The organism is Pseudomonas migulae, assembly GCF_024169315.1.
GTDB classification, from domain to species: Bacteria; Pseudomonadota; Gammaproteobacteria; order Pseudomonadales; family Pseudomonadaceae; genus Aquipseudomonas; species Aquipseudomonas migulae_B.
This window is the reverse complement of the sequence record NZ_JALJWR010000001.1, coordinates 2,749,641-2,768,059: the sequence shown is the minus strand read 5'-3', so window position 1 is coordinate 2,768,059 and position 18,419 is coordinate 2,749,641. Positions and strand designations below refer to the sequence as shown.

Below are 18,419 nucleotides of genomic sequence, written 5' to 3'. Positions count from 1 at the left end.
ATGCAAGGCGCACAGCTTCGACATCAGCCCCCACCAGCACCCGGCCGCAAGCCGGTGCCACGGGGTGCCAGCCGAATGGTGGCGAAAGAGCCGATGTCCGCGCGCCTGCCGAAAGCCAATTTTGGTTTTCTCAAAGCTTTGTTCTGGCCGGTGATGTTGGTTGCGGTGGGGTTCGGTACGTACGAAGGCGCACAGCGTTTGCTGCCGTACGCCGACCGGCCGATCACCAAGGTCGCGGTGCAGGGCGACCTGAGCTACATCAGCCAGCAAGCGGTGCAGCAGCGGATCGCCCCGTACGTGGCGTCGAGCTTCTTCACCATCGACCTGGCGAGCATGCGCACCGAGCTGGAACAGATGCCCTGGATTGCCCACGCCGAAGTGCGTCGGGTGTGGCCGGATCAAGTGGTGATCCGCCTGGAAGAACAACTGCCGGTGGCCCGTTGGGGCGATGAATCGCTGTTGAACAACCAGGGTCAGGCGTTCACCCCGCGTGAGCTGGCGAACTACGAACACTTGCCACAGCTGTTCGGCCCACAACGGGCTCAGCAGCAAGTGATGCAGCAATACCAGGTGCTGAGCCAGATGCTCAGGCCGCTGGGCTTCTCGATTGCACGCCTGGAGTTGCGTGAACGGGGCAGCTGGTTCCTGACCACCGGTGCCGGCAGCTCGGGCCCGGGGATCGAACTGCTGCTGGGCCGGGGCAACCTGGTGGAAAAGATGCGCCGCTTCATTGCCATCTACGACAAGACGCTTAAAGAACAGATTACGAACATTGCGCGCATCGATCTGCGCTACGCCAACGGCCTCGCTGTTGGCTGGCGGGAACCTGTAGCGCCCACGACAGCCCAACCCGCTGTCGCGAAGAATTAAGAAGAGGCAGGACCCATGGCAAACGTGCAAAGCGGCAAAATGATCGTCGGTCTCGATATCGGCACCTCCAAGGTGGTGGCGCTGGTAGGCGAGGTCTCGGACGACGGCACGCTGGAAATCGTCGGGATCGGCACTCATCCGTCCCGCGGCCTGAAGAAAGGCGTGGTGGTGAACATCGAGTCCACCGTGCAGTCGATCCAGCGCGCCATCGAAGAAGCGCAGCTGATGGCCGGTTGCCGGATCCACTCGGCGTTCGTCGGCGTGGCTGGCAATCACATCCGCAGCCTGAACTCCCACGGCATCGTCGCTATTCGTGATCGCGAAGTCAGCTCCGCCGACCTCGAGCGTGTACTCGACGCGGCCCAGGCCGTCGCGATCCCGGCTGACCAGCGCGTGCTGCACACCCTGCCGCAGGATTACGTGATCGATAACCAGGAAGGCGTTCGTGAGCCGCTGGGCATGTCGGGCGTACGTCTGGAAGCCAAGGTTCACGTGGTGACCTGCGCCGTCAACGCCGCACAGAACATTGAAAAATGCGTGCGTCGCTGCGGTCTGGAAATCGACGACATCATTCTCGAGCAACTGGCGTCCGCGTACTCGGTGCTGACCGACGACGAGAAAGAGCTGGGCGTGTGCCTGGTCGACATCGGCGGCGGCACCACCGACATCGCGATCTTCACCGAAGGCGCAATCCGTCACACCGCCGTGATCCCGATTGCGGGCGATCAGGTGACCAACGACATCGCCATGGCGTTGCGCACCCCGACCCAGTACGCCGAAGAGATCAAGATCCGCTACGCCTGCGCCCTGGCCAAACTGGCCGGTGCCGGTGAAACCATCAAGGTGCCAAGCGTTGGCGACCGTCCACCGCGCGAGCTGTCCCGCCAGGCCCTGGCCGAAGTGGTCGAGCCGCGTTACGACGAGCTGTTCACGCTGATCCAGGCCGAACTGCGTCGCAGCGGCTACGAAGACCTGATCCCGGCCGGCATCGTGCTGACCGGTGGTACGTCGAAGATGGAAGGCGCGGTCGAACTGGCCGAAGAGATTTTCCACATGCCGGTCCGCCTGGGCGTGCCCCATGGCGTCAAGGGTCTGGACGACGTGGTGCGCAACCCGATTTATTCCACCGGCGTTGGCTTGTTGATGTACGGCCTGCAAAAGCAGTCCGACGGGATTTCGTTCTCGGGCATCAGCAGCCGCGACAGCTACAGCAATGAAGAGCCGAAACCCGCCTTGATCGATCGCATCAAGAGCTGGGTGCAAGGCAACTTCTGAGAATTACCGCAGCACCGTTGTAGATACAGGCAGTAGGCGAAAAAACTAGAGAATCAAAGGAGAGGGAAAATGTTCGAACTCGTAGACAACATCCCCGCAAGCCCGGTCATTAAGGTTATCGGTGTTGGCGGAGGCGGCGGCAACGCTGTCAATCACATGGTCAAGAGCAACATTGAAGGCGTTGAATTCATCTGCGCCAACACTGATGCCCAGGCGCTCAAGAGCATTGGCGCACGGACCATCCTGCAACTGGGCACCGGCGTGACCAAAGGTCTCGGCGCTGGCGCCAACCCTGAAGTAGGTCGTCAGGCCGCTCTCGAAGACCGTGAGCGCATTGCCGAAGTCCTGCAGGGCACCAACATGGTGTTCATCACCACTGGCATGGGCGGCGGTACCGGTACCGGTGCTGCGCCGATCATTGCTGAAGTGGCCAAGGAAATGGGGATCCTCACCGTTGCGGTGGTGACCCGTCCGTTCCCGTTCGAAGGTCGCAAGCGCATGCAGATCGCCGACGAAGGTATTCGTCTGCTGTCCGAAAGCGTCGACTCGTTGATCACCATTCCCAACGAGAAGCTGCTGACCATCCTCGGCAAGGACGCCAGCCTGCTGTCGGCTTTCGCCAAGGCTGACGATGTACTGGCCGGTGCCGTTCGCGGTATCTCCGACATCATCAAGCGTCCGGGCATGATCAACGTCGACTTTGCCGACGTGCGTACCGTGATGAGCGAAATGGGCATGGCGATGATGGGCACTGGCTGCGCCAGCGGTCCGAACCGTGCACGCGAGGCCACCGAAGCGGCCATTCGCAACCCGTTGCTGGAAGACGTGAACCTGCAAGGTGCACGCGGCATCCTGGTGAACATCACCGCCGGTCCTGACCTGTCTCTGGGTGAGTACTCCGACGTGGGTAGCATCATCGAAGCCTTCGCTTCCGAGCACGCCATGGTCAAGGTCGGTACCGTTATCGATCCGGACATGCGCGACGAGCTGCACGTGACTGTGGTTGCCACTGGTCTGGGCGCGAAAATCGAGAAGCCTGTGAAGGTCATCGACAACACCGTTCACACCTCCATGGCGTCGCAGCCGCAACAATCGGCTCCCGCTCGTCAGGAAGCGCCAGCGGTGAACTACCGTGATCTGGACCGTCCGACCGTCATGCGCAACCAGGCTCAGGCCGGTGCTGCGACTGCCGCGAAGATGAATCCGCAAGATGATCTGGACTACCTGGACATCCCGGCTTTCCTGCGTCGTCAGGCCGATTAATGGAATGTATCAGGGCTATGAAGGTGATTGGTGTTCAGCAAAGGTCTGGTCTGCTATTATCGCCAGCCTTTGTTGATACCAGTTCGCAATTTGCGCTGAAGCGGCCCAAGCCATGATTAAACAACGCACACTGAAAAATATTATCCGTGCCACAGGTGTAGGCCTGCACTCCGGGGAGAAGGTATACCTGACCCTCAAGCCCGCACCTATCGACACCGGCATTGTGTTTTGTCGTGCCGATCTCGACCCTGTGGTGCAGATTCCTGCCCGCGCGGAAAACGTTGGTGAAACCACGATGTCGACCACGCTGGTCAGTGGTGACACCAAAGTGGATACGGTGGAGCACTTGCTCTCGGCCATGGCTGGCCTGGGCATCGATAACGCCTACGTCGAGCTCTCCGCGTCCGAAGTCCCGATCATGGATGGTAGCGCTGGACCTTTCGTATTCCTGATTCAATCGGCCGGCCTGGAAGAACAGGACGCACCGAAGAAGTTCATCCGGATCCTGCGGGAAGTGACAGTGGAAGACGGCGACAAGCGCGCCACTTTCGTCCCTTTCGAAGGCTTCAAGGTGAGTTTCGAGATCGATTTCGATCACCCGGTTTTCCGTAACCGCACACAAAGTGCAAGCGTGGATTTTTCCAGCACTTCGTTCGTAAAAGAAGTCAGCCGCGCCCGTACCTTTGGTTTCATGAGTGACATCGAGTACCTGCGCAAGCACAACCTCGCACTCGGCGGCAGCGTTGAAAACGCTATTGTGGTCGACGCGGATGGCGTACTGAACGAAGACGGTCTTCGCTATGAAGACGAATTCGTGAAGCACAAGATCCTCGATGCAATTGGTGACCTCTACCTGCTGGGCAATAGCCTGATTGGTGAGTTCAAGGGCTTCAAGTCCGGACATGCATTGAACAACCAGCTGCTGCGCAAGTTGATTGAGCAGACAGATGCTTGGGAAGTCGTGACTTTCGAAGACGCCAGCACTGCACCGATCTCTTACATGCGTCCGGTTGCGGCGGTGTAAGTAAAAACCTCTCTAGTTTTTAAAGGCTGCCTTCGGGTGGCCTTTTTTTATGTCTGCGGGAAAGAGATGTGGTGTCTTTTCTGGCCCCATCGCGGGCAAGCCCGCTCCCACAGGTATCGGGGGATACCAAAGATTTGGGTACGACGCATTACCTGTGGGAGCCGGGCTTGCCCGCGAAGAGGCCGGCCACCACAGCGAAGATCTCACTGCGCAGCCACCACCCGATTCCGCCCGCTTTCCTTCGCCTGATACAGCGCCTTGTCCGCCGCAAACAGCAACTGCTCGAGACTGGTGTCGGTGGCCGTGGTCCAGGTGCTGATGCCGATACTGACAGTAATCGGCGATTCAATGCCCGCCACAAACGGCAGTTGTTCCACTGCAACGCGGATGTGTTCGGCAATCTGCCGTGCTCCCGCGCTGTCCGTTTCCGCCAGGATCACCGAAAACTCCTCCCCTCCGTACCGGGCGACCAGATCTGCCGGTCGTCGCACATTCTCGGCAATCACTTTGGCCAGCGCACGTAACGCATCGTCCCCCGCCTGATGACCATGTTGATCGTTGAAGGCCTTGAAGTGGTCGGCATCGATCATCAGCACCGACAGCGGTTTGCCGGAACGTTGGGCGCGAAACCACTCGTGGCGCAGGGTCTGATCGAGCGTTCGGCGGTTGGCCACGCCGGTCAAGGCATCGGTGGCGGCCAGTTGTGCCAGTTCCTGCTCGGCGTTGTGGCGCAGGCGCAGTTCCCGGCACAGCAGCCAGCTCAGCCAAAGCAGGCCGATGCACAACACGCCGGTAGCACCGCTGATCACAATCGCCGTGCGCTTCCAGGCGGCAAACACGTCGTTGCCGGAGAGCGCGACGATCACCGTCAATGGCAGGTTGCCGACCCTGGAAAACGTATACAGGCGTTGCTCATGGTCGACGCTCGACACGCTGTCGAAGCTGCCGCTGTGTTCGCGCAGGATGCGCTGGACATTGGGGCGATTGGCGAAGCTTTTGCCGACCGAGTCATTGGTCAGATGAGGCTTCTGCGCCAGCAATATCCCGTCGTCGTTGATGATGGACAGCGCGCTGCCGGCCCCGATGTTCAGGCTGTTGAACAGTTGATCGAAGTAGCCCAGGCGCATCGAAGCCACGGCGACCCCAAGGAATTCACCCGTAGTCGATGAGATACGGCGACTGAAACTGATTCGCCATTCGTCGCTGTCTTCACAGTCGCAACGGGGTTTGAACGGACGACTGATGAACATGCCGGTGTCGCGGTTGAAGGCATGTGCGAGGAAATAATCGCGATCGGCAAAGTTACCGGGCTTGGGCTCGATCAACGAGGAGTCCGCGAGCACGTCGCCCTGCTTGTCCAGCAGCAGAATGTCGCCCTTGAAGCGCGCCGTGGTGGAGCGGTCGAACAGCACCAGATGGCGGATCTGCGCTGACACCTGTTTCAAGTCATCCCGCTGCGAGGCGGCAATCAGGCCTTGCAGCGTCAAATCGTAGAGTTCGACAGTGCGCAGCACGTCGGCATCGATCAGTTGCGCAATCGTGGTCGCGCTGCGCGTGGCCGCCTGTTGCGCGTTGGCGTGTTCGCGGATCAGCAGGAAGGTGACGATGCTGAGAATCGCGATAACGGTCAGGGAGCTGCCGAGGATCACCATGAGCTCGGGGCGACCGGTCTTGCCTGAAACGTGTGGGGGACGGCTCGCGGGCATGGGGAGAATGTCTGTTTGAGGAGCAAAAAAAAGACCAGCAAAACGCGCTGGCCTCTACTAACCCAAGCTTAGAAGACATTGAGCGGGTAGTCGACGATCACCCGGTATTCATCGCTGTCCTGATGTCGACTACCTGAACGTTGATTCGCATCGTTGCAATTCTTGTAATGATCAATGCAGTGACAACAAAAAAAAGCCGCTGACAGCAGCGGCTTTGAAGACAACGGTTCAACGGGAAGAGCCGATGAACGTGTCGAGGGAAACAGAGCGATACGTCGCGATCAGCTATCTTTCTCGACCCGTGGTTGGGCCTGAGTGGTAGACGCTTGAGGGGTTGGCGCAGCGTCTTGAGCCCTGGCTGTCATTTCGCTCTGATTCGCTTCGAACGCGGCAGCGCGTGCCGCATTGTGCGCGACGAAAGTCTGCGACTCTTCAGCGACGGCGAACGGGGAGAGGAACAAAGAGGACAAAACGAAAGCGCTGGCAATACCCATGGTGTTGGACATCTTTAAAACCTTCTTGCTTGGCAAGTGCTGTTTGGTGGCGCAAAGATAAGGCGCTTTGGAGAGGGGAAAAAGAGCGGTTTCATGAAAGGACTGTTGCGGTTAAGGCAACAGTAGATGAGCCGAGGTGAACGAGGTCCTGTGGCAAAGGGGGCTTTTGTGGCGAGGGGACTTGTCCCCGTTCCAGTGCGCAGCACTGGCAAGATTTCGGTAACGCTGCAGATTTTTTGGGGCCGCTTCGCAGCCCAGCGGGGACAAGTTCCCTCGCCACAGAGTCCCTCCACCACAAGGGGCGGGGTTGGGTCAGACGGGAAGGTGAATGCCGAAGGTATTCATGCCGTGATCACTGCGCACAAACACATCGCCGCCATGCATCAACGCAATCGCCTTGACGATCGCCAGCCCGAGGCCGTGGTTGTTGCCACTGTTGCTGCGCGACGCATCGACCCGGTAAAAACGCTCGAACAACCGTGGCAAATGCTCGCTGGCAATCGGTGATCCAGGGTTCGCGACGCCAATGCTGACCAGATGCTCCTCGACCTCGATCCGCACCTGAATCACCTGGCCGGGCTCGGTGTGTTGCACCGCGTTGCTGAGCAAATTGATCAGCGCCCGCCGCAGATGCGCGATTTCGATTCGGACGTGCGCGTCACCATTGACCTGCACCTGAACCTGCGCATCTTCAAGAATGAAATCCAGATACTCCAGCGTCGTCGCCACTTCATCGGCCAGTGAGGTGGACGTCAGTTTGGTCGCCTTGCTGCCCTGGTCGGCACTGGCGAGGAACAACATGTCGTTGATGATCGAGCGCAGCCGCTCCAGTTCTTCAAGATTCGATTGCAGCACTTCGAAGTAGTGCTCGGCCGAACGGCCACGGGTCAGTGCCACCTGGGTCTGGCCGATCAGGTTGGTCAGCGGCGAGCGCAATTCGTGGGCGACGTCGGCATTGAACGACTCAAGCCGTGAGTAGGCCTGTTCGACCCGCTCCAGTGTGGAGTTGAATGAGTTGACGAATTGATTGAGTTCCGGCGGCAGCGACGACAGGCGCAAGCGTCCGGAACGCAACGGTGGCGCCAGTCGCTGGGCTTCCTGAGACAGCTTGATCAACGGCTTGAGACCGATCCGCGCCACCCAGTAGCCGAGTGCCGAGGCCAGCAGCACACCGACAATCGCCAGGCTGATCAGGGCAATCAGCAGATGGTGCTGGGTCTGGAAAAACGTCTCGGTGTCGATGCCGATCATGAAGCGCAACGGCGGTCGCTGATCCTTGGCCGGAAACTGGCTGACCAGCACTTTCAGCGGATAGGGCTGGTCCGGCAACTGCAAGTCGCGCATGCCCAGCGGCCCTTCGGCGAAGGTGCGGATCTGCGCCGTCAGGTTGCCGTATTCGTAGTGTGGATCGCCGCTGATGATCCAGAAACTGATGCGTTTGTCTTCTTCACCCAGCAACTTGAGTTTGTTGTTGATCTTCACCCAATGCTCCGGCGTGCCGTAACGGCCGACGGTGGATTCGAGCACGCTGTAGCGCGCATCCAGTTCGGCTTCGGGCAGCAGGCCCAAGCCCTTGTCGACCTGTTGATACAGCGCCCAGCCGATCAGCAGAAACACCAGAAGCGCCACCAGCGTGAACATCCCGCTGAGGCGCAGTGCAATCGAATTACTGGACACCACGGCTCTCCAGCACATAACCCATGCCACGGATCGTGTGCAGCAGTTTCTCGTCGAACGGCCCGTCGAGCTTGGCCCGCAGGCGCTTGATCGCGACTTCGACGACGTTGGCGTCGCTGTCGAAATTGATGTCCCAGACCATTTCCGCAATCGCGGTTTTCGAGAGGATTTCACCTTGCCGGCGAGCCAGCACGCTGAGCAGCGAGAACTCCTTGGCGGTCAGGTCCAGTCGCGTACCGGCGCGGGTCGCCTTGCGACTGATCAAATCTATCCACAGGTCGGCGATGCTCACCTGCACCGGTTCATGACCGCCGCTGCGCCGGGTCAGCGCTTGCAGGCGTGCCACCAGTTCGAGGAAGGAAAACGGTTTGCCGAGGTAATCGTCGGCGCCGTCGCGCAGGCCTTTGATGCGGTCTTCCACACGCTCGCGGGCGGTGAGCATGATCACCGGGGTTTGCTTGCGCGCACGCAACGCGCGCAGTACGCCGAAGCCGTCGAGACCCGGCAGCATGACGTCGAGGACGATCACCGCGTAGTCGCTTTCCAGCGCCAGGTGCAGGCCTTCGACGCCGTCCCGCGCCAGGTCCACGGTGTAACCCTGTTCCGTCAGGCCGCGGTGCAGATAATCCGCGGTTTTTTCTTCGTCTTCGATAATCAGAACGCGCATGACCCCGCCTCAGTCTGTGGTCGCCAACGCCGGCATGGGCGAAGGTTTGGGCCGATGGAAAAGCCGCTCAAGCCACAAGTATATGACCGGAGTGGTAAACAGCGTCAGCGCCTGGCTCACCAGCAAGCCGCCAACCACCGCAATCCCCAAGGGCTGACGCAGTTCGGCGCCGGTGCCGTAGCCGAGCATCAGCGGCAGTGCGCCGAGCAGGGCGGCGAGGGTGGTCATGATGATCGGCCGGAACCGGGTGATACAGGCCTGGTAGATCGCTTCTTCCGGTGGCAGGCCACCCTTGCGCTGTGCTTCCAGCGCAAAGTCGATCATCAGGATGCCGTTTTTCTTCACGATGCCGATCAGCAGCACCAGCCCGATCAACGCCATGATCGAAAAGTCCTGGCCGCAGATCCACAGCATGATCACTGCGCCGAGCCCCGCCGAGGGCAGGGTCGAAATGATGGTCAGCGGATGGACGAAGCTCTCGTAGAGCACGCCAAGAATGATGTACACCGCCACCAACGCCGCCAGAATCAGCCATGGCTGGCTGGCCAGCGAACTCTGGAACGCCTGGGCCGCGCCCTGGAAGTTACCGCTCATGGCCGCCGGCATGCCGATTTCAGCCTTGGCCTGATTGAGCATGATGACGGCGTCGCCCAGTGCCACACCGGGTGCCAGGTTGAACGACAGGTTGGCGGCCGGGAACATGCCGTCGTGGGCGATCGACAATGGACCCACCGTCGGCGCATCGAATTTCGCCAGCGCCGACAGCGGCACCATTTCTCCGCTCAGGGGCGAGCGCAGGTAGAAATAGTTGAGGCTTTCGGCCTTGCCCCGTTGCTTGGTGTCCAGTTCCAGAATCACGTTGTACTGGTTGATCTGGGTCTGGAATTCGTTGATCTGCCGCTGACCGAACGCGTCGTACAACGCTTCGTCGACATCACTGGCGGTCAGGCCGAAACGCGCTGCGGCGCTGCGGTCGATGCTGATGTGCGTGATGCTGCCGCCCAGTTGCAGGTCGTTGGAAATGTCGCGGAACGCCGGGTTGGCGCGCAATTTTTCCGTCAGGCGCTGGGTCCAGGTGCTGAGGGTCGCGCCGTCGTTGCTCTTGAGCACATATTGGTACTGCGCGCGGCTCGGGCCGGAACTGAGGTTGATGTCCTGACCGGCGCGCAGATAGAGCACGATGCCCGGCACTGCCATCAGTTTCGGGCGAATCCGGTCGATGAACTGGCTGGCCGAGACGTCGCGATCACCGCGTTTTTTCAGGGAGATCCAGAAGCGGCCGTTGGCGATGGTCTGGTTGCTGCCCGAAACGCCGACGGAGTGGGAAAACGCTGCGACCGCCGGATCTGCCGCGACGATTTCCGCCATCGCCAGGTGTTTTTTCACCATGTCGCCGTAAGAAATGTCGGCAGCCGCTTCGGTAGTGCCGAGGACAAACCCAGTGTCCTGGACCGGAAAGAATCCTTTGGGGATAAAGATGTAGCCGGCAATCGCCAGGCCCAAAGACAGGCAGAACACGCCGATCATCAATTTCTGATGGGCGAGGGCGCGGCGCAGCAGTTTTTCGTAGCCTGCCAGCAAGCGTTCGCCGAACGTGGGTTTGCTATGGGCGTGATGCACCGGTGCTCGCATGAACAAAGCTGCAAGCGTCGGCGCCAGGGTCAGCGACACCACCACTGAAATCAGGATCGTAGACGTGGCCGTCAGGGCGAACTCCTTGAACAGCCGCCCGACCACGCCGCCCATGAACAGCAACGGGATGAACGCCGCCACAAGTGAGAAACTGATCGAGACCACGGTGAAACCAATTTCGCCGGCGCCCTTGATCGCCGCTTCGCGCATGCCGTCGCCGGCTTCCAGGTGACGGTGAATGTTCTCCACCACCACAATCGCATCGTCGACCACAAACCCCACGGCCACCACGATCGCCACCAGCGTCAGATTGTTCAGGCTGAAGCCCATGATGTACATCAGGGCGAAACTGGCGACCAGCGAAACACCCAGCACCGCCGACACGATCAGCGTCGCCGACCATTGGCGCAGGAACAGCGCCATGACGGCCACCACCAGCATGATCGCGATCAGCAGAGTGATTTCCACTTCATGCAATGAGGCGCGGATGGTCTGGGTACGGTCGACCAGCACCTTGACCTGCACCGAGGCCGGCAGCATCGCTTCGAGGCCGGGCAGGGCAGCCTGGATGCGGTCCACGGTTTCGACAATATTGGCGCCCGGTTGCCGGGAAATCACCAGGTTTACCCCAGGCTTGTCACCGGCCCAGGCTTGCACGTAGGCATCTTCCGAACCGTTGACGACTTTCGCTACATCTTTCAGGTGAACCGGTGCACCGTCCTTGTAGGAAACGATGAGCTGGCTGTATTCGTCCGGGTGGAACAGCTGATCGTTGGTGGACAGCGTGGAGATGCTCGATTCGCCGTACAACGCACCTTTGGCCAGGTTGAGGCTGGTCTGCTGAATCGCCAGACGAATGTCCGCCAGCGTCAGGCCGATGGCCGCGAGTTTGTCCGCCGAAGCCTGAACGCGAATGGCCGGACGCTGCTGACCGGTGATGTTGATCTGGCCTACGCCGTCGATCTGACTGATCTGACGGGACAGCAGGGTTTCCACCAGATCGCTGAGTTCGGGACCGGGCATCAAGGTTGAGTTGATGCTGAGAATCAGCACCGGGCTATCGGCCGGGTTGACCTTGCGCCACGTCGGCAGGTTCGGCATGTCCTTGGGCAGTTTGCCGGCGGCGGTGTTGATCGCGGCCTGCACTTCCTGCGCGGCCGTGTCGATGCTTTTGTCGAGGGTGAATTGCAGGGTCAGGTTGGTCGAGCCCAACGCACTGCTTGAGGTCATCTGAGTCACGCCGGGAATGGCGCTGAATTGCACTTCAAGCGGTGTGGCCACCGACGACGCCATGGTTTCCGGGCTCGCGCCGGGGAGTTGCGCGGCCACCTGGATGGTCGGGAATTCGGCTTCCGGCAGCGGCGCGATCGGCAGGCGTGGGAAGGCGATGACGCCGAGCAACACCAGGGCAAACGTCAGCAGGATCGTCGCCACCGGATGATCGATGCACCACGCCGAAACCGAGCCGTGGCCCTTCATGGCTTCGACTCCGATTGCACCACTTGCGGTGGCTCGGTCAGTACCTGCACGGTCGAGCCGGGCTTGAGCCTTGACTGGCCGTCACTGACCAGCACGTCGCCCGGTTTCACGCCTTTGATGATGTCCTGGCCGCTGCCCTGATGAACCATCTGCACCTGAACGGTTTCAACCTTGTCGCCCTTGACCCGGTACACGAAGTGTTGATCGAGCCCGCGTTGAACGACCGTGGGCGGCACCACCAACGCATCTTTATCCAAGGCTGTCTGAATCTTTACCGTCACCAGCAGGCCCGGCCAGAGTTTCTGCCCGGGGTTGTTGAATTCGGCCTTGGCGCGGATGGTCCCGGTGTTGGCGTTGATCTGGTTGTCGATCAGGGTCAGGTGACCCTCGCCCAGCAGGTTGCCGGTTTCGCCGTCGGTGTCGGCGCCAATGTAGGCCTTCACCTGCGCGTGCTCCGGATCGTTGATCAGGCCTTGCAGGGTCGGCAGCATTTGCTGTGGCAGGGAAAACTCCACGGCGATCGGGTCGATTTGGGTCACCGTGAACAAGCCCTGGGTGTCGGTCATGCGCAGGAAGTTGCCTTCGTCCACCGTGCGAATACCGACGCGCCCGCTGACCGGGGAGCGAATCTGTGTGTAGGAAAGCTGCACTTGAGCGGCATCAATCGACGCCTGATTGCCCTGGGCGGTGGCCTTGAGCTGGTTGACCAGCGCTTGTTGCTGGTCATAGGTCTGCTTGGAGACGCCGTCGTCGACGCTCAGCAGTTTGTAGCGCTTGAGATTGACCAGCGCCACTTGCAGCTGCGCCTGGCTTTCGCCCAGTTGTGCGCGGGCCTGGTCGAGACTGGCGCGGATCGAGCGGTCATCGATGGTGGCAAGCAAGTCACCTTTGCTGACCAGTTGACCTTCCTTGACCAGTATTTTGGTGAGGATGCCGTCGATCTGCGGGCGCACCACCACGCTGTGCAGCGACAGCACCGAGCCGATGCCGCTGACGTAGCGCGGGACATCTTTTTCGGCGACGTTCACCACCCGAACCGGAATCGCCGTGGGCGCGGCCAGTTTGGCCGTCACGGGTTTGGTGGCGTACCACACGCCCAGCGCTGCCAGGACAATCAGAAGGGCGGCGATCAAGGCGGGTTTTTTCTGAATTCGCATGCGAGTGGGGCGCCGGGGCTGGGTGGACGGAGTCTGGTCAGGGTTATACCTCCCTTTATAAACCTGTTCGCCGGTCAGGAAGGTGACTGCTAACTGACGGCGCTGTCAGTTTGGAGTTGGTTTTGTCTGTTCTGGCCTCATCGCCAGCAAGCCGGCTCCTACAATAGGTCGTGCTGAACGCCAATCCTGTGTAGGAGCCGGCTTGCTGGCGATGGCGGCATACTTGCCACTACAAAACCCGACAGACTCACTCACCGCGTGAAGCCTGCCGCCCCCGACACAGGTATACTGCCGCCTTTCGCGGCTCGCTGACCGGGCCCGACTCTATTGCATCACCCGGAGCTTTCATGACTTCCCCGACACAACCGCCGGTTGCCGACGCCTTGAGCGACGACCAGGCAGACCTGCCAGACAGCGTCGACTCCAGCGCAGACAGCGAAACCAAAGCCGCGATCCCGGCGTTCAAGTTCCCGTTCAAACCGGGTGAACTGGCCGCCGCAAAAAACGCCAGCCAGCCGTGGTACAAGAACGGCGCCAAGAACGGCCACACCAAGACCCCCGGCGCAGCGCCTCCCGGCACTCGTCGTTCGATGGGCAAGCGCTGAGTTTCCACCCCCCGCCATTGGCCATCCGCCGCGGTTTTCAATCGCGGTGATGGCTAAGTGCTCATATCCTGAGCCAGATCAACGTTTGTGGAATCAGTGCGCTTAGAGTCAGCTGCCCTGCCGACTCTTTCCCTACAACGAGCGCGCTTTCCATGAAGATCAACCTCCCGGTGACCGGCCGTAATGTCGACGTTGCGGCTGATGCAAACATCCTCTCGACCACTGATCTGACCAGCGCGATCACCTACGCCAACGCCGACTTCATCAAGATCAGCGGCTACAGCCGTGAGGAATTGCTGGGCTCGAAGCACAACCTGCTGCGTCACCCGGACATGCCGGCAGCGGCTTTCGCGCATATGTGGCAGACCCTCAAAAGTGGCCGTTCATGGATGGGGCTGGTGAAGAATCGCTGCAAGAATGGCGATCACTATTGGGTGAGCGCGTACGCCACACCGGTGACGCAGAACGGTCAGGCGGTGGAATATCAGTCGGTCCGGACCCGGCCCTCGGCGCGACAGATCGAAGCCGCGGAAAAAGCCTACGCAAATCTTCGCGACAGTCGGGTGCCGCTGTTGCAACGCCTGCCTGTGCTCGCACCGGGTCTCAAAGTGACGGCGCTGTTCAGTGTGACGCTGGCCTGTGTGGTGGGCATCGAGGCGTGGCTCAACCCGTCATCGGCCGTGTTCGGGATGTTGGCGTTTGTCATCGGCAGCGGTTTGGCGGCCGTCGGAACCGGGCTGATGTTGCGTCCGCTGACGGCATTGACCGAACGCGCCCGGCAGATTGCCGATAATCCGCTGAGCCAGGGCATTTACACCGGCCGCCGGGATCAGTTCGGTCAGATCGAGTTTGCTTTTCAGATGCTCGAAGCGCGGATCGGCGCGGTGGTGGGGCGCATCGGCGATGCCTCGCAGCGCCTGGCCGGGCACGCGGCGGAACTGGTCGAACACTTGCAAAGCAGCCACAGCAGCACGCTGTCCCAGCAGGCTGAAACCGATCAGGTGGCGGCGGCGATTCATCAGATGTCCGCCAGCGTCGCTCAGGTGGCCAGCCATGCGCAGCAAGCCTCGCAGGCGGCTGATCTGGCCGGCAGGGAAACCCGCGAAGGTCATCAGCTGGTGAGCGAGAGTCGCCACGCAGTCTTGCGTCTGGCCGAGGAACTGGCGCACGCCACCGAGGTGATTCATCAGCTGGAAGGGCACAGCAGCGAGATCACCGGAGTACTGGAAGTGATCCGCAGCATCGCCGAGCAAACCAATCTGCTGGCCCTCAACGCGGCCATCGAGGCCGCACGCGCCGGGGATGCCGGGCGCGGTTTTGCGGTGGTGGCCGACGAAGTGCGAGGACTGGCGCAGCGCACCCAGCAATCGACCAACGAGATTCAGCGCATGATCAGCACCCTTCAGAACGGCACGCGGGATGCGGTGGTGGTGATGCAGCAAAGCAGTGAGCAGGTGGAAAGCAGCGTCGACCAGGCCCGGCGCGCCGCCGATGCGCTGGACGCGATCAGTCGGCGGGTCAATCAAATCACGCAAATGAGCCTGCAAATCGCCTCGGCGGTGGAAGAGCAGAGCACCGTCAGCGAAGACATCAACCGCAACATCAGCAGCATTCGCGCTGCCTGCGAAGTCACGGTGAGCGAAGGCCGGCAAAGCCAGGCCAACTCCGAAGACGTGGCGGAACTGGCGGGGGATTTGCGGCAGTTGGCGCAGGAGTTTTGGCGAGAACGCCGTTAAGCCGCGCGCAACGAAATGAATGCGTAGTTGACGGGTGTCTCGGTGGTCACTTGCGCGCCGGCGGCCAGGACTTGCCCGGCGATGTCGTCGCCGGACACGTGGAACTGCCAGTCACTGCCCGACCCCGTCGACGGCTGTTGCGCCACCTGATCGATAACCGTGGCAAATGCGCTCATGTCCGGCAGGTACGCGGTGAATCCATCGCCCTTGAGCGCTGTAGTCCGAATGCCCAGTAATGCGCAAATCGCATCCTTGGTGCGGATGTCATCGCGATCCGCCTGACGGGAGCGCTGGATAAGTCCTGCAAGTTCCTGATCGACCAGTTCACCGCCGACGATCAGATCCGGTCCTTGCTCCCACGATTCGGGTGGGCATTCCTTGATCGAAGTGTTGAGGGGAATGTGCGGATTGATTTCCATCGGATAGATACGGCACACCAGCGGCCGGCGTTCGTAGATGCGGCAGAGGTTATCTTCGTCAAGATTCCGGCAGGGACCGACGTTGTAGGCCGCAAACGTGATTGCCACGTACGCTTCGGTGGCGCCGCTTTGAACCACCACCGAACGGCGTTCGGCATGTTCGCGTTGCCGCACCGGCAGACCCAGGCCATTGCCCAGGAAACCTTCCACCAGCACGATCACCTGACCGCCGTCGGCCGCCCACATCCGGGCTTCTGTCAGGGTCAGGGGCACGTGATGGTCATTGCAGCATTTGCCACAACCTACGCAGGAAAACGTCGTATTCATCGAAGGGTCAGTCGCCTATGAGGGCCCGAAACGGCGACAGAATGTCACCGCGAAGGTCTGCCTCGAAGCAAGTTATGCGCCATTCACTTGGATTTTGCAGGTAGGCGGATGGAGTCCCATTCGGTCACGTAGGCGGTTTTGCTTTTCTTGTTGTAGAGGCACAGCTCGGTGCCTTGCTGGCCTTTCATGTGTTTTTGCGGGTAGCGGCCTTGCAGGAGCACGGCGGTGTAGTCGACACGGTCATCGAACTGTGCGGCTTTGCCGACGGGGAAGGCGTCTGCCAGACCGCTGGCCTTGATGCAGCTGGCGAGCATGGCTTTGTCGAAGGCGGCCCAGGCTTCAGGGGTGGAGGCTTGGGCTTGGGAGGCGAGGGCGGTGAGGCAGAGGAAGGTGAGGGTGGTGGCTTTCATTGGTCAGGCATCCTTGGGCATGTGTGGGCCGAGTATGCCTGATGGTATTGGGTTGAATGTGTCGGCCTCTTCGCGGGCAAGCCTCGCTCCTACAGGTTTTGTGTCGTTCGCGAAAAATGATACGACACAAACCCTGTGGGAGCGGGCTTGCCCGCGATGGCGGTGTGTCAGGCCGGAACCGGCTCCCTGCGGACCACATACATCCCGGCACTTTCATACAACCGCTGCGCCCGAACGTTGTCTTCCAGCACCTTCAAATCCACAAACCCTTCGCGACGTTGCTGAAACACGTTGAATGCATTCAACAGCAATGCCCGACCCAATCCCTGACCCTGAGCGCGCGGGTGTACCACCAGACTCTTGATGTAGGCGCTGGTCCAGCACTGGCACACGCCAACGATACCGTCGGCATCCAGCGCGATGAAGCACAGGGAAGGATCGTACTCGGGATCGGTCTCGAACCGCTGTTGCCAGGTTTCCAGCGCCGGCACGCGGCCGCCACCTTCCAGGTAACCCAGCGCCATCAACCGATGAACCGCTTCTGCCAGTTCGGGGCGATATTCGCTGAGGACAATGCCCTGAGGCCAGGTGATGGCTGGCGCAACCTCAGCCAGGTTGCGTCGCATCAAAAAACAAAAGGCCTCGGCCACACTCAATGACCTTGTTCGGCGACCGCCTTGGCCGCCTCGATCAGGCACTTGGTCAGCTCCGGCGAGGAGAACTTGGTCAACACCGCGTTGGCGCCGGCAAGACGTGCCTTTTCGCTGTTCATCGCACTGTCCAGCGAGGTGTGCAGCAGCACATACAGGTGCGAGAAATCCGGAGTTTCACGCAGCGTGCGGGTGAAGGCGTAGCCGTCCATCTCCGACATTTCGATGTCCGAGACGATCAGGTTGATTTGCTGGGCTGTACCTTGCAGGTCCAGCAGGCAGTCGATAGCTTCCTTGGCGCTGCGCGCGGTGTGGCATTGCAGGCCGAGGTTGCGCAGGGTGTGCACCGACTGCTGCAAGGCGACCTGGCTGTCGTCGACCACCAGGATGCGCGCATTGCCCAGCACTTCGGCGTCTTCCATGCTCAGTTCGGTCGGCGCCATTTCGATCTGCGCCGGGGCGATGCCGTGGATGACTTTTTCGATGTCCAGCACCTGCACCAGCGTGCCATCGACCGAGGTGACACCGGTGATGTACGACCGCACGCCGCCAGAGCCGAAGGGCGGCGGACGGATGTCGGTGGTCAGGCAATGGACGATCTTGCTCACGGCCTGAACGTGCAGGCCCTGCTTGGAGCGGCTGACGTCCGTGACGATCAGGCAGCCGCCGTTCGGGTCTTCCAGCGGCCGCTCGCCAATGGCGCGGCTGAGGTCGATCACCGACAACGACGCACCGCGCAGGGTGGCGATGCCTTTGACGTGGGGGTGCGACTCCGGCAGCTTGGTCAGCGGCGGGCAGGGGATGATTTCACTGACTTTGAGCAGGTTGATCGCCATCAGCTTGCCGCTGCGCAAGGTAAACAGCAGAAGCGAAAGTGAGTCTGCGCGGGCTTTGGTGGAGGACATAAAAACCTTCTGTGGAAAAAGGTGATGGGCGAATGGAAAGTCGCCAAAAGCTATCGATGCCGGGTTATCGACTTGTTGGGGGCAGGCTTTAGAAATTCGGTTGAATGGTAGGACGCTTTCGCG

At 60.7% G+C, this 18,419-nt stretch carries 16 protein-coding genes and 1 pseudogene; 7 read left to right on the top strand and 10 right to left on the bottom strand.

All coding sequences use genetic code 11. The features are described from left to right. The 4 genes from J2Y86_RS12635 to lpxC all read left to right on the top strand — a co-directional run bounded on the left by J2Y86_RS12635 (position 1) and on the right by lpxC (position 4,432). A complete protein-coding gene (locus J2Y86_RS12635; protein ID WP_253431699.1) occupies positions 1-870 on the top strand; it encodes a cell division protein FtsQ/DivIB in 870 nt (289 codons plus the stop codon). 15 nt (positions 871-885) lie between these two features. Next, positions 886-2,145, top strand: a complete 1,260-nt coding sequence (gene ftsA / locus J2Y86_RS12630) for a cell division protein FtsA (protein WP_253431696.1) — start codon at positions 886-888, stop codon at positions 2,143-2,145. Between the two features lie 69 nt (positions 2,146-2,214). Next, on the top strand, positions 2,215-3,408 hold the full coding sequence (gene ftsZ / locus J2Y86_RS12625; RefSeq protein ID WP_017340680.1) for a cell division protein FtsZ: 1,194 nt from the start codon (positions 2,215-2,217) through the stop codon (positions 3,406-3,408). A 112-nt stretch (positions 3,409-3,520) separates the two neighbouring features. Further along, positions 3,521-4,432 carry a UDP-3-O-acyl-N-acetylglucosamine deacetylase gene (gene lpxC / locus J2Y86_RS12620; RefSeq protein WP_017340679.1) on the top strand — a complete coding sequence of 304 codons (912 nt, stop codon included), beginning with the start codon at positions 3,521-3,523 and terminating at the stop codon, positions 4,430-4,432. 203 nt (positions 4,433-4,635) lie between these two features. Here lpxC and J2Y86_RS12615 read toward each other — a convergent pair whose 3' ends face one another. From J2Y86_RS12615 to J2Y86_RS12595, 6 genes are all read right to left on the bottom strand, one after another. After that, positions 4,636-6,138, bottom strand: a complete 1,503-nt coding sequence (locus J2Y86_RS12615; RefSeq protein WP_253431693.1) for a sensor domain-containing diguanylate cyclase — start codon at positions 6,136-6,138, stop codon at positions 4,636-4,638. A 281-nt stretch (positions 6,139-6,419) separates the two neighbouring features. After that, positions 6,420-6,644 (bottom strand): hypothetical protein, encoded by a 225-nt coding sequence (locus J2Y86_RS30275; RefSeq protein WP_367399715.1) that lies wholly within the window; start codon positions 6,642-6,644, stop codon positions 6,420-6,422. A 300-nt stretch (positions 6,645-6,944) separates the two neighbouring features. Continuing rightward, a complete protein-coding gene (locus J2Y86_RS12610) occupies positions 6,945-8,309 on the bottom strand; it encodes a heavy metal sensor histidine kinase (RefSeq protein WP_253431690.1) in 1,365 nt (454 codons plus the stop codon). Then, positions 8,299-8,976 (bottom strand): heavy metal response regulator transcription factor, encoded by a 678-nt coding sequence (locus tag J2Y86_RS12605; RefSeq protein WP_007916978.1) that lies wholly within the window; start codon positions 8,974-8,976, stop codon positions 8,299-8,301. Before J2Y86_RS12605 ends, J2Y86_RS12610 begins: the two co-directional genes overlap by 11 nt. A 9-nt stretch (positions 8,977-8,985) precedes the next feature. Further along, on the bottom strand, positions 8,986-12,087 hold the full coding sequence (locus tag J2Y86_RS12600; protein WP_253431686.1) for a multidrug efflux RND transporter permease subunit: 3,102 nt from the start codon (positions 12,085-12,087) through the stop codon (positions 8,986-8,988). Beyond that, positions 12,084-13,244: an efflux RND transporter periplasmic adaptor subunit gene (locus J2Y86_RS12595; protein WP_253431683.1), complete on the bottom strand. Its 1,161-nt coding sequence runs from the start codon at positions 13,242-13,244 to the stop codon at positions 12,084-12,086. Before J2Y86_RS12595 ends, J2Y86_RS12600 begins: the two co-directional genes overlap by 4 nt. Before the next feature lie 347 nt (positions 13,245-13,591). On the opposite strand from J2Y86_RS12595, the gene J2Y86_RS12590 reads away from it, so the two are divergent. The 3 genes and pseudogenes from J2Y86_RS12590 to J2Y86_RS12585 all read left to right on the top strand — a co-directional run bounded on the left by J2Y86_RS12590 (position 13,592) and on the right by J2Y86_RS12585 (position 15,585). Beyond that, the gene (locus J2Y86_RS12590) at positions 13,592-13,849 is read left to right on the top strand and encodes a hypothetical protein (RefSeq protein WP_007905458.1); all 258 of its coding nucleotides are present in this window, start codon (positions 13,592-13,594) and stop codon (positions 13,847-13,849) included. Between the two features lie 152 nt (positions 13,850-14,001). Then, positions 14,002-14,283: pseudogene (locus J2Y86_RS30435) on the top strand (PAS domain-containing protein); the annotation flags it as partial. Between the two features lie 255 nt (positions 14,284-14,538). Then, positions 14,539-15,585: a methyl-accepting chemotaxis protein gene (locus tag J2Y86_RS12585; RefSeq protein ID WP_437180685.1), complete on the top strand. Its 1,047-nt coding sequence runs from the start codon at positions 14,539-14,541 to the stop codon at positions 15,583-15,585. Here the strand turns inward: J2Y86_RS12585 and J2Y86_RS12580 are convergent. The 4 genes from J2Y86_RS12580 to J2Y86_RS12565 all read right to left on the bottom strand — a co-directional run bounded on the left by J2Y86_RS12580 (position 15,582) and on the right by J2Y86_RS12565 (position 18,296). Continuing rightward, complete coding sequence (locus tag J2Y86_RS12580) at positions 15,582-16,331, bottom strand: YkgJ family cysteine cluster protein (protein ID WP_253431677.1); 750 nt, start codon at positions 16,329-16,331, stop codon at positions 15,582-15,584. The two genes, J2Y86_RS12585 and J2Y86_RS12580, sit on opposite strands and share 4 nt — an antisense overlap. A gap of 83 nt (positions 16,332-16,414) precedes the next feature. Continuing rightward, positions 16,415-16,741: a hypothetical protein gene (locus J2Y86_RS12575; RefSeq protein ID WP_253431674.1), complete on the bottom strand. Its 327-nt coding sequence runs from the start codon at positions 16,739-16,741 to the stop codon at positions 16,415-16,417. A 167-nt stretch (positions 16,742-16,908) separates the two neighbouring features. Beyond that, positions 16,909-17,367 (bottom strand): GNAT family N-acetyltransferase, encoded by a 459-nt coding sequence (locus J2Y86_RS12570; protein ID WP_253431671.1) that lies wholly within the window; start codon positions 17,365-17,367, stop codon positions 16,909-16,911. Between the two features lie 26 nt (positions 17,368-17,393). Beyond that, positions 17,394-18,296: a chemotaxis protein CheV gene (locus J2Y86_RS12565; RefSeq protein WP_145316602.1), complete on the bottom strand. Its 903-nt coding sequence runs from the start codon at positions 18,294-18,296 to the stop codon at positions 17,394-17,396. Between the last annotated feature and the right edge of the window lie 123 nt (positions 18,297-18,419).

Bases quoted from the DNA above. Each gene is read 5' to 3' on its own strand.
- J2Y86_RS12635 (WP_253431699.1), top strand. From the start codon at position 1: ATGCAAGGCGCACAGCTTCGACATCAGCCCCCACCAGCACCCGGCCGC.
- ftsA (WP_253431696.1), top strand. From the start codon at position 886: ATGGCAAACGTGCAAAGCGGCAAAATGATCGTCGGTCTCGATATCGGC.
- ftsZ (WP_017340680.1), top strand. From the start codon at position 2,215: ATGTTCGAACTCGTAGACAACATCCCCGCAAGCCCGGTCATTAAGGTT.
- lpxC (WP_017340679.1), top strand. From the start codon at position 3,521: ATGATTAAACAACGCACACTGAAAAATATTATCCGTGCCACAGGTGTA.
- J2Y86_RS12615 (WP_253431693.1), bottom strand. From the start codon at position 6,138: ATGCCCGCGAGCCGTCCCCCACACGTTTCAGGCAAGACCGGTCGCCCC.
- J2Y86_RS30275 (WP_367399715.1), bottom strand. From the start codon at position 6,644: ATGTCCAACACCATGGGTATTGCCAGCGCTTTCGTTTTGTCCTCTTTG.
- J2Y86_RS12605 (WP_007916978.1), bottom strand. From the start codon at position 8,976: ATGCGCGTTCTGATTATCGAAGACGAAGAAAAAACCGCGGATTATCTG.
- J2Y86_RS12600 (WP_253431686.1), bottom strand. From the start codon at position 12,087: ATGAAGGGCCACGGCTCGGTTTCGGCGTGGTGCATCGATCATCCGGTG.
- J2Y86_RS12595 (WP_253431683.1), bottom strand. From the start codon at position 13,244: ATGCGAATTCAGAAAAAACCCGCCTTGATCGCCGCCCTTCTGATTGTC.
- J2Y86_RS12590 (WP_007905458.1), top strand. From the start codon at position 13,592: ATGACTTCCCCGACACAACCGCCGGTTGCCGACGCCTTGAGCGACGAC.
- J2Y86_RS12585 (WP_437180685.1), top strand. From the start codon at position 14,539: ATGTTGGCGTTTGTCATCGGCAGCGGTTTGGCGGCCGTCGGAACCGGG.
- J2Y86_RS12580 (WP_253431677.1), bottom strand. From the start codon at position 16,331: ATGAATACGACGTTTTCCTGCGTAGGTTGTGGCAAATGCTGCAATGAC.
- J2Y86_RS12575 (WP_253431674.1), bottom strand. From the start codon at position 16,741: ATGAAAGCCACCACCCTCACCTTCCTCTGCCTCACCGCCCTCGCCTCC.
- J2Y86_RS12570 (WP_253431671.1), bottom strand. From the start codon at position 17,367: ATGCGACGCAACCTGGCTGAGGTTGCGCCAGCCATCACCTGGCCTCAG.
- J2Y86_RS12565 (WP_145316602.1), bottom strand. From the start codon at position 18,296: ATGTCCTCCACCAAAGCCCGCGCAGACTCACTTTCGCTTCTGCTGTTT.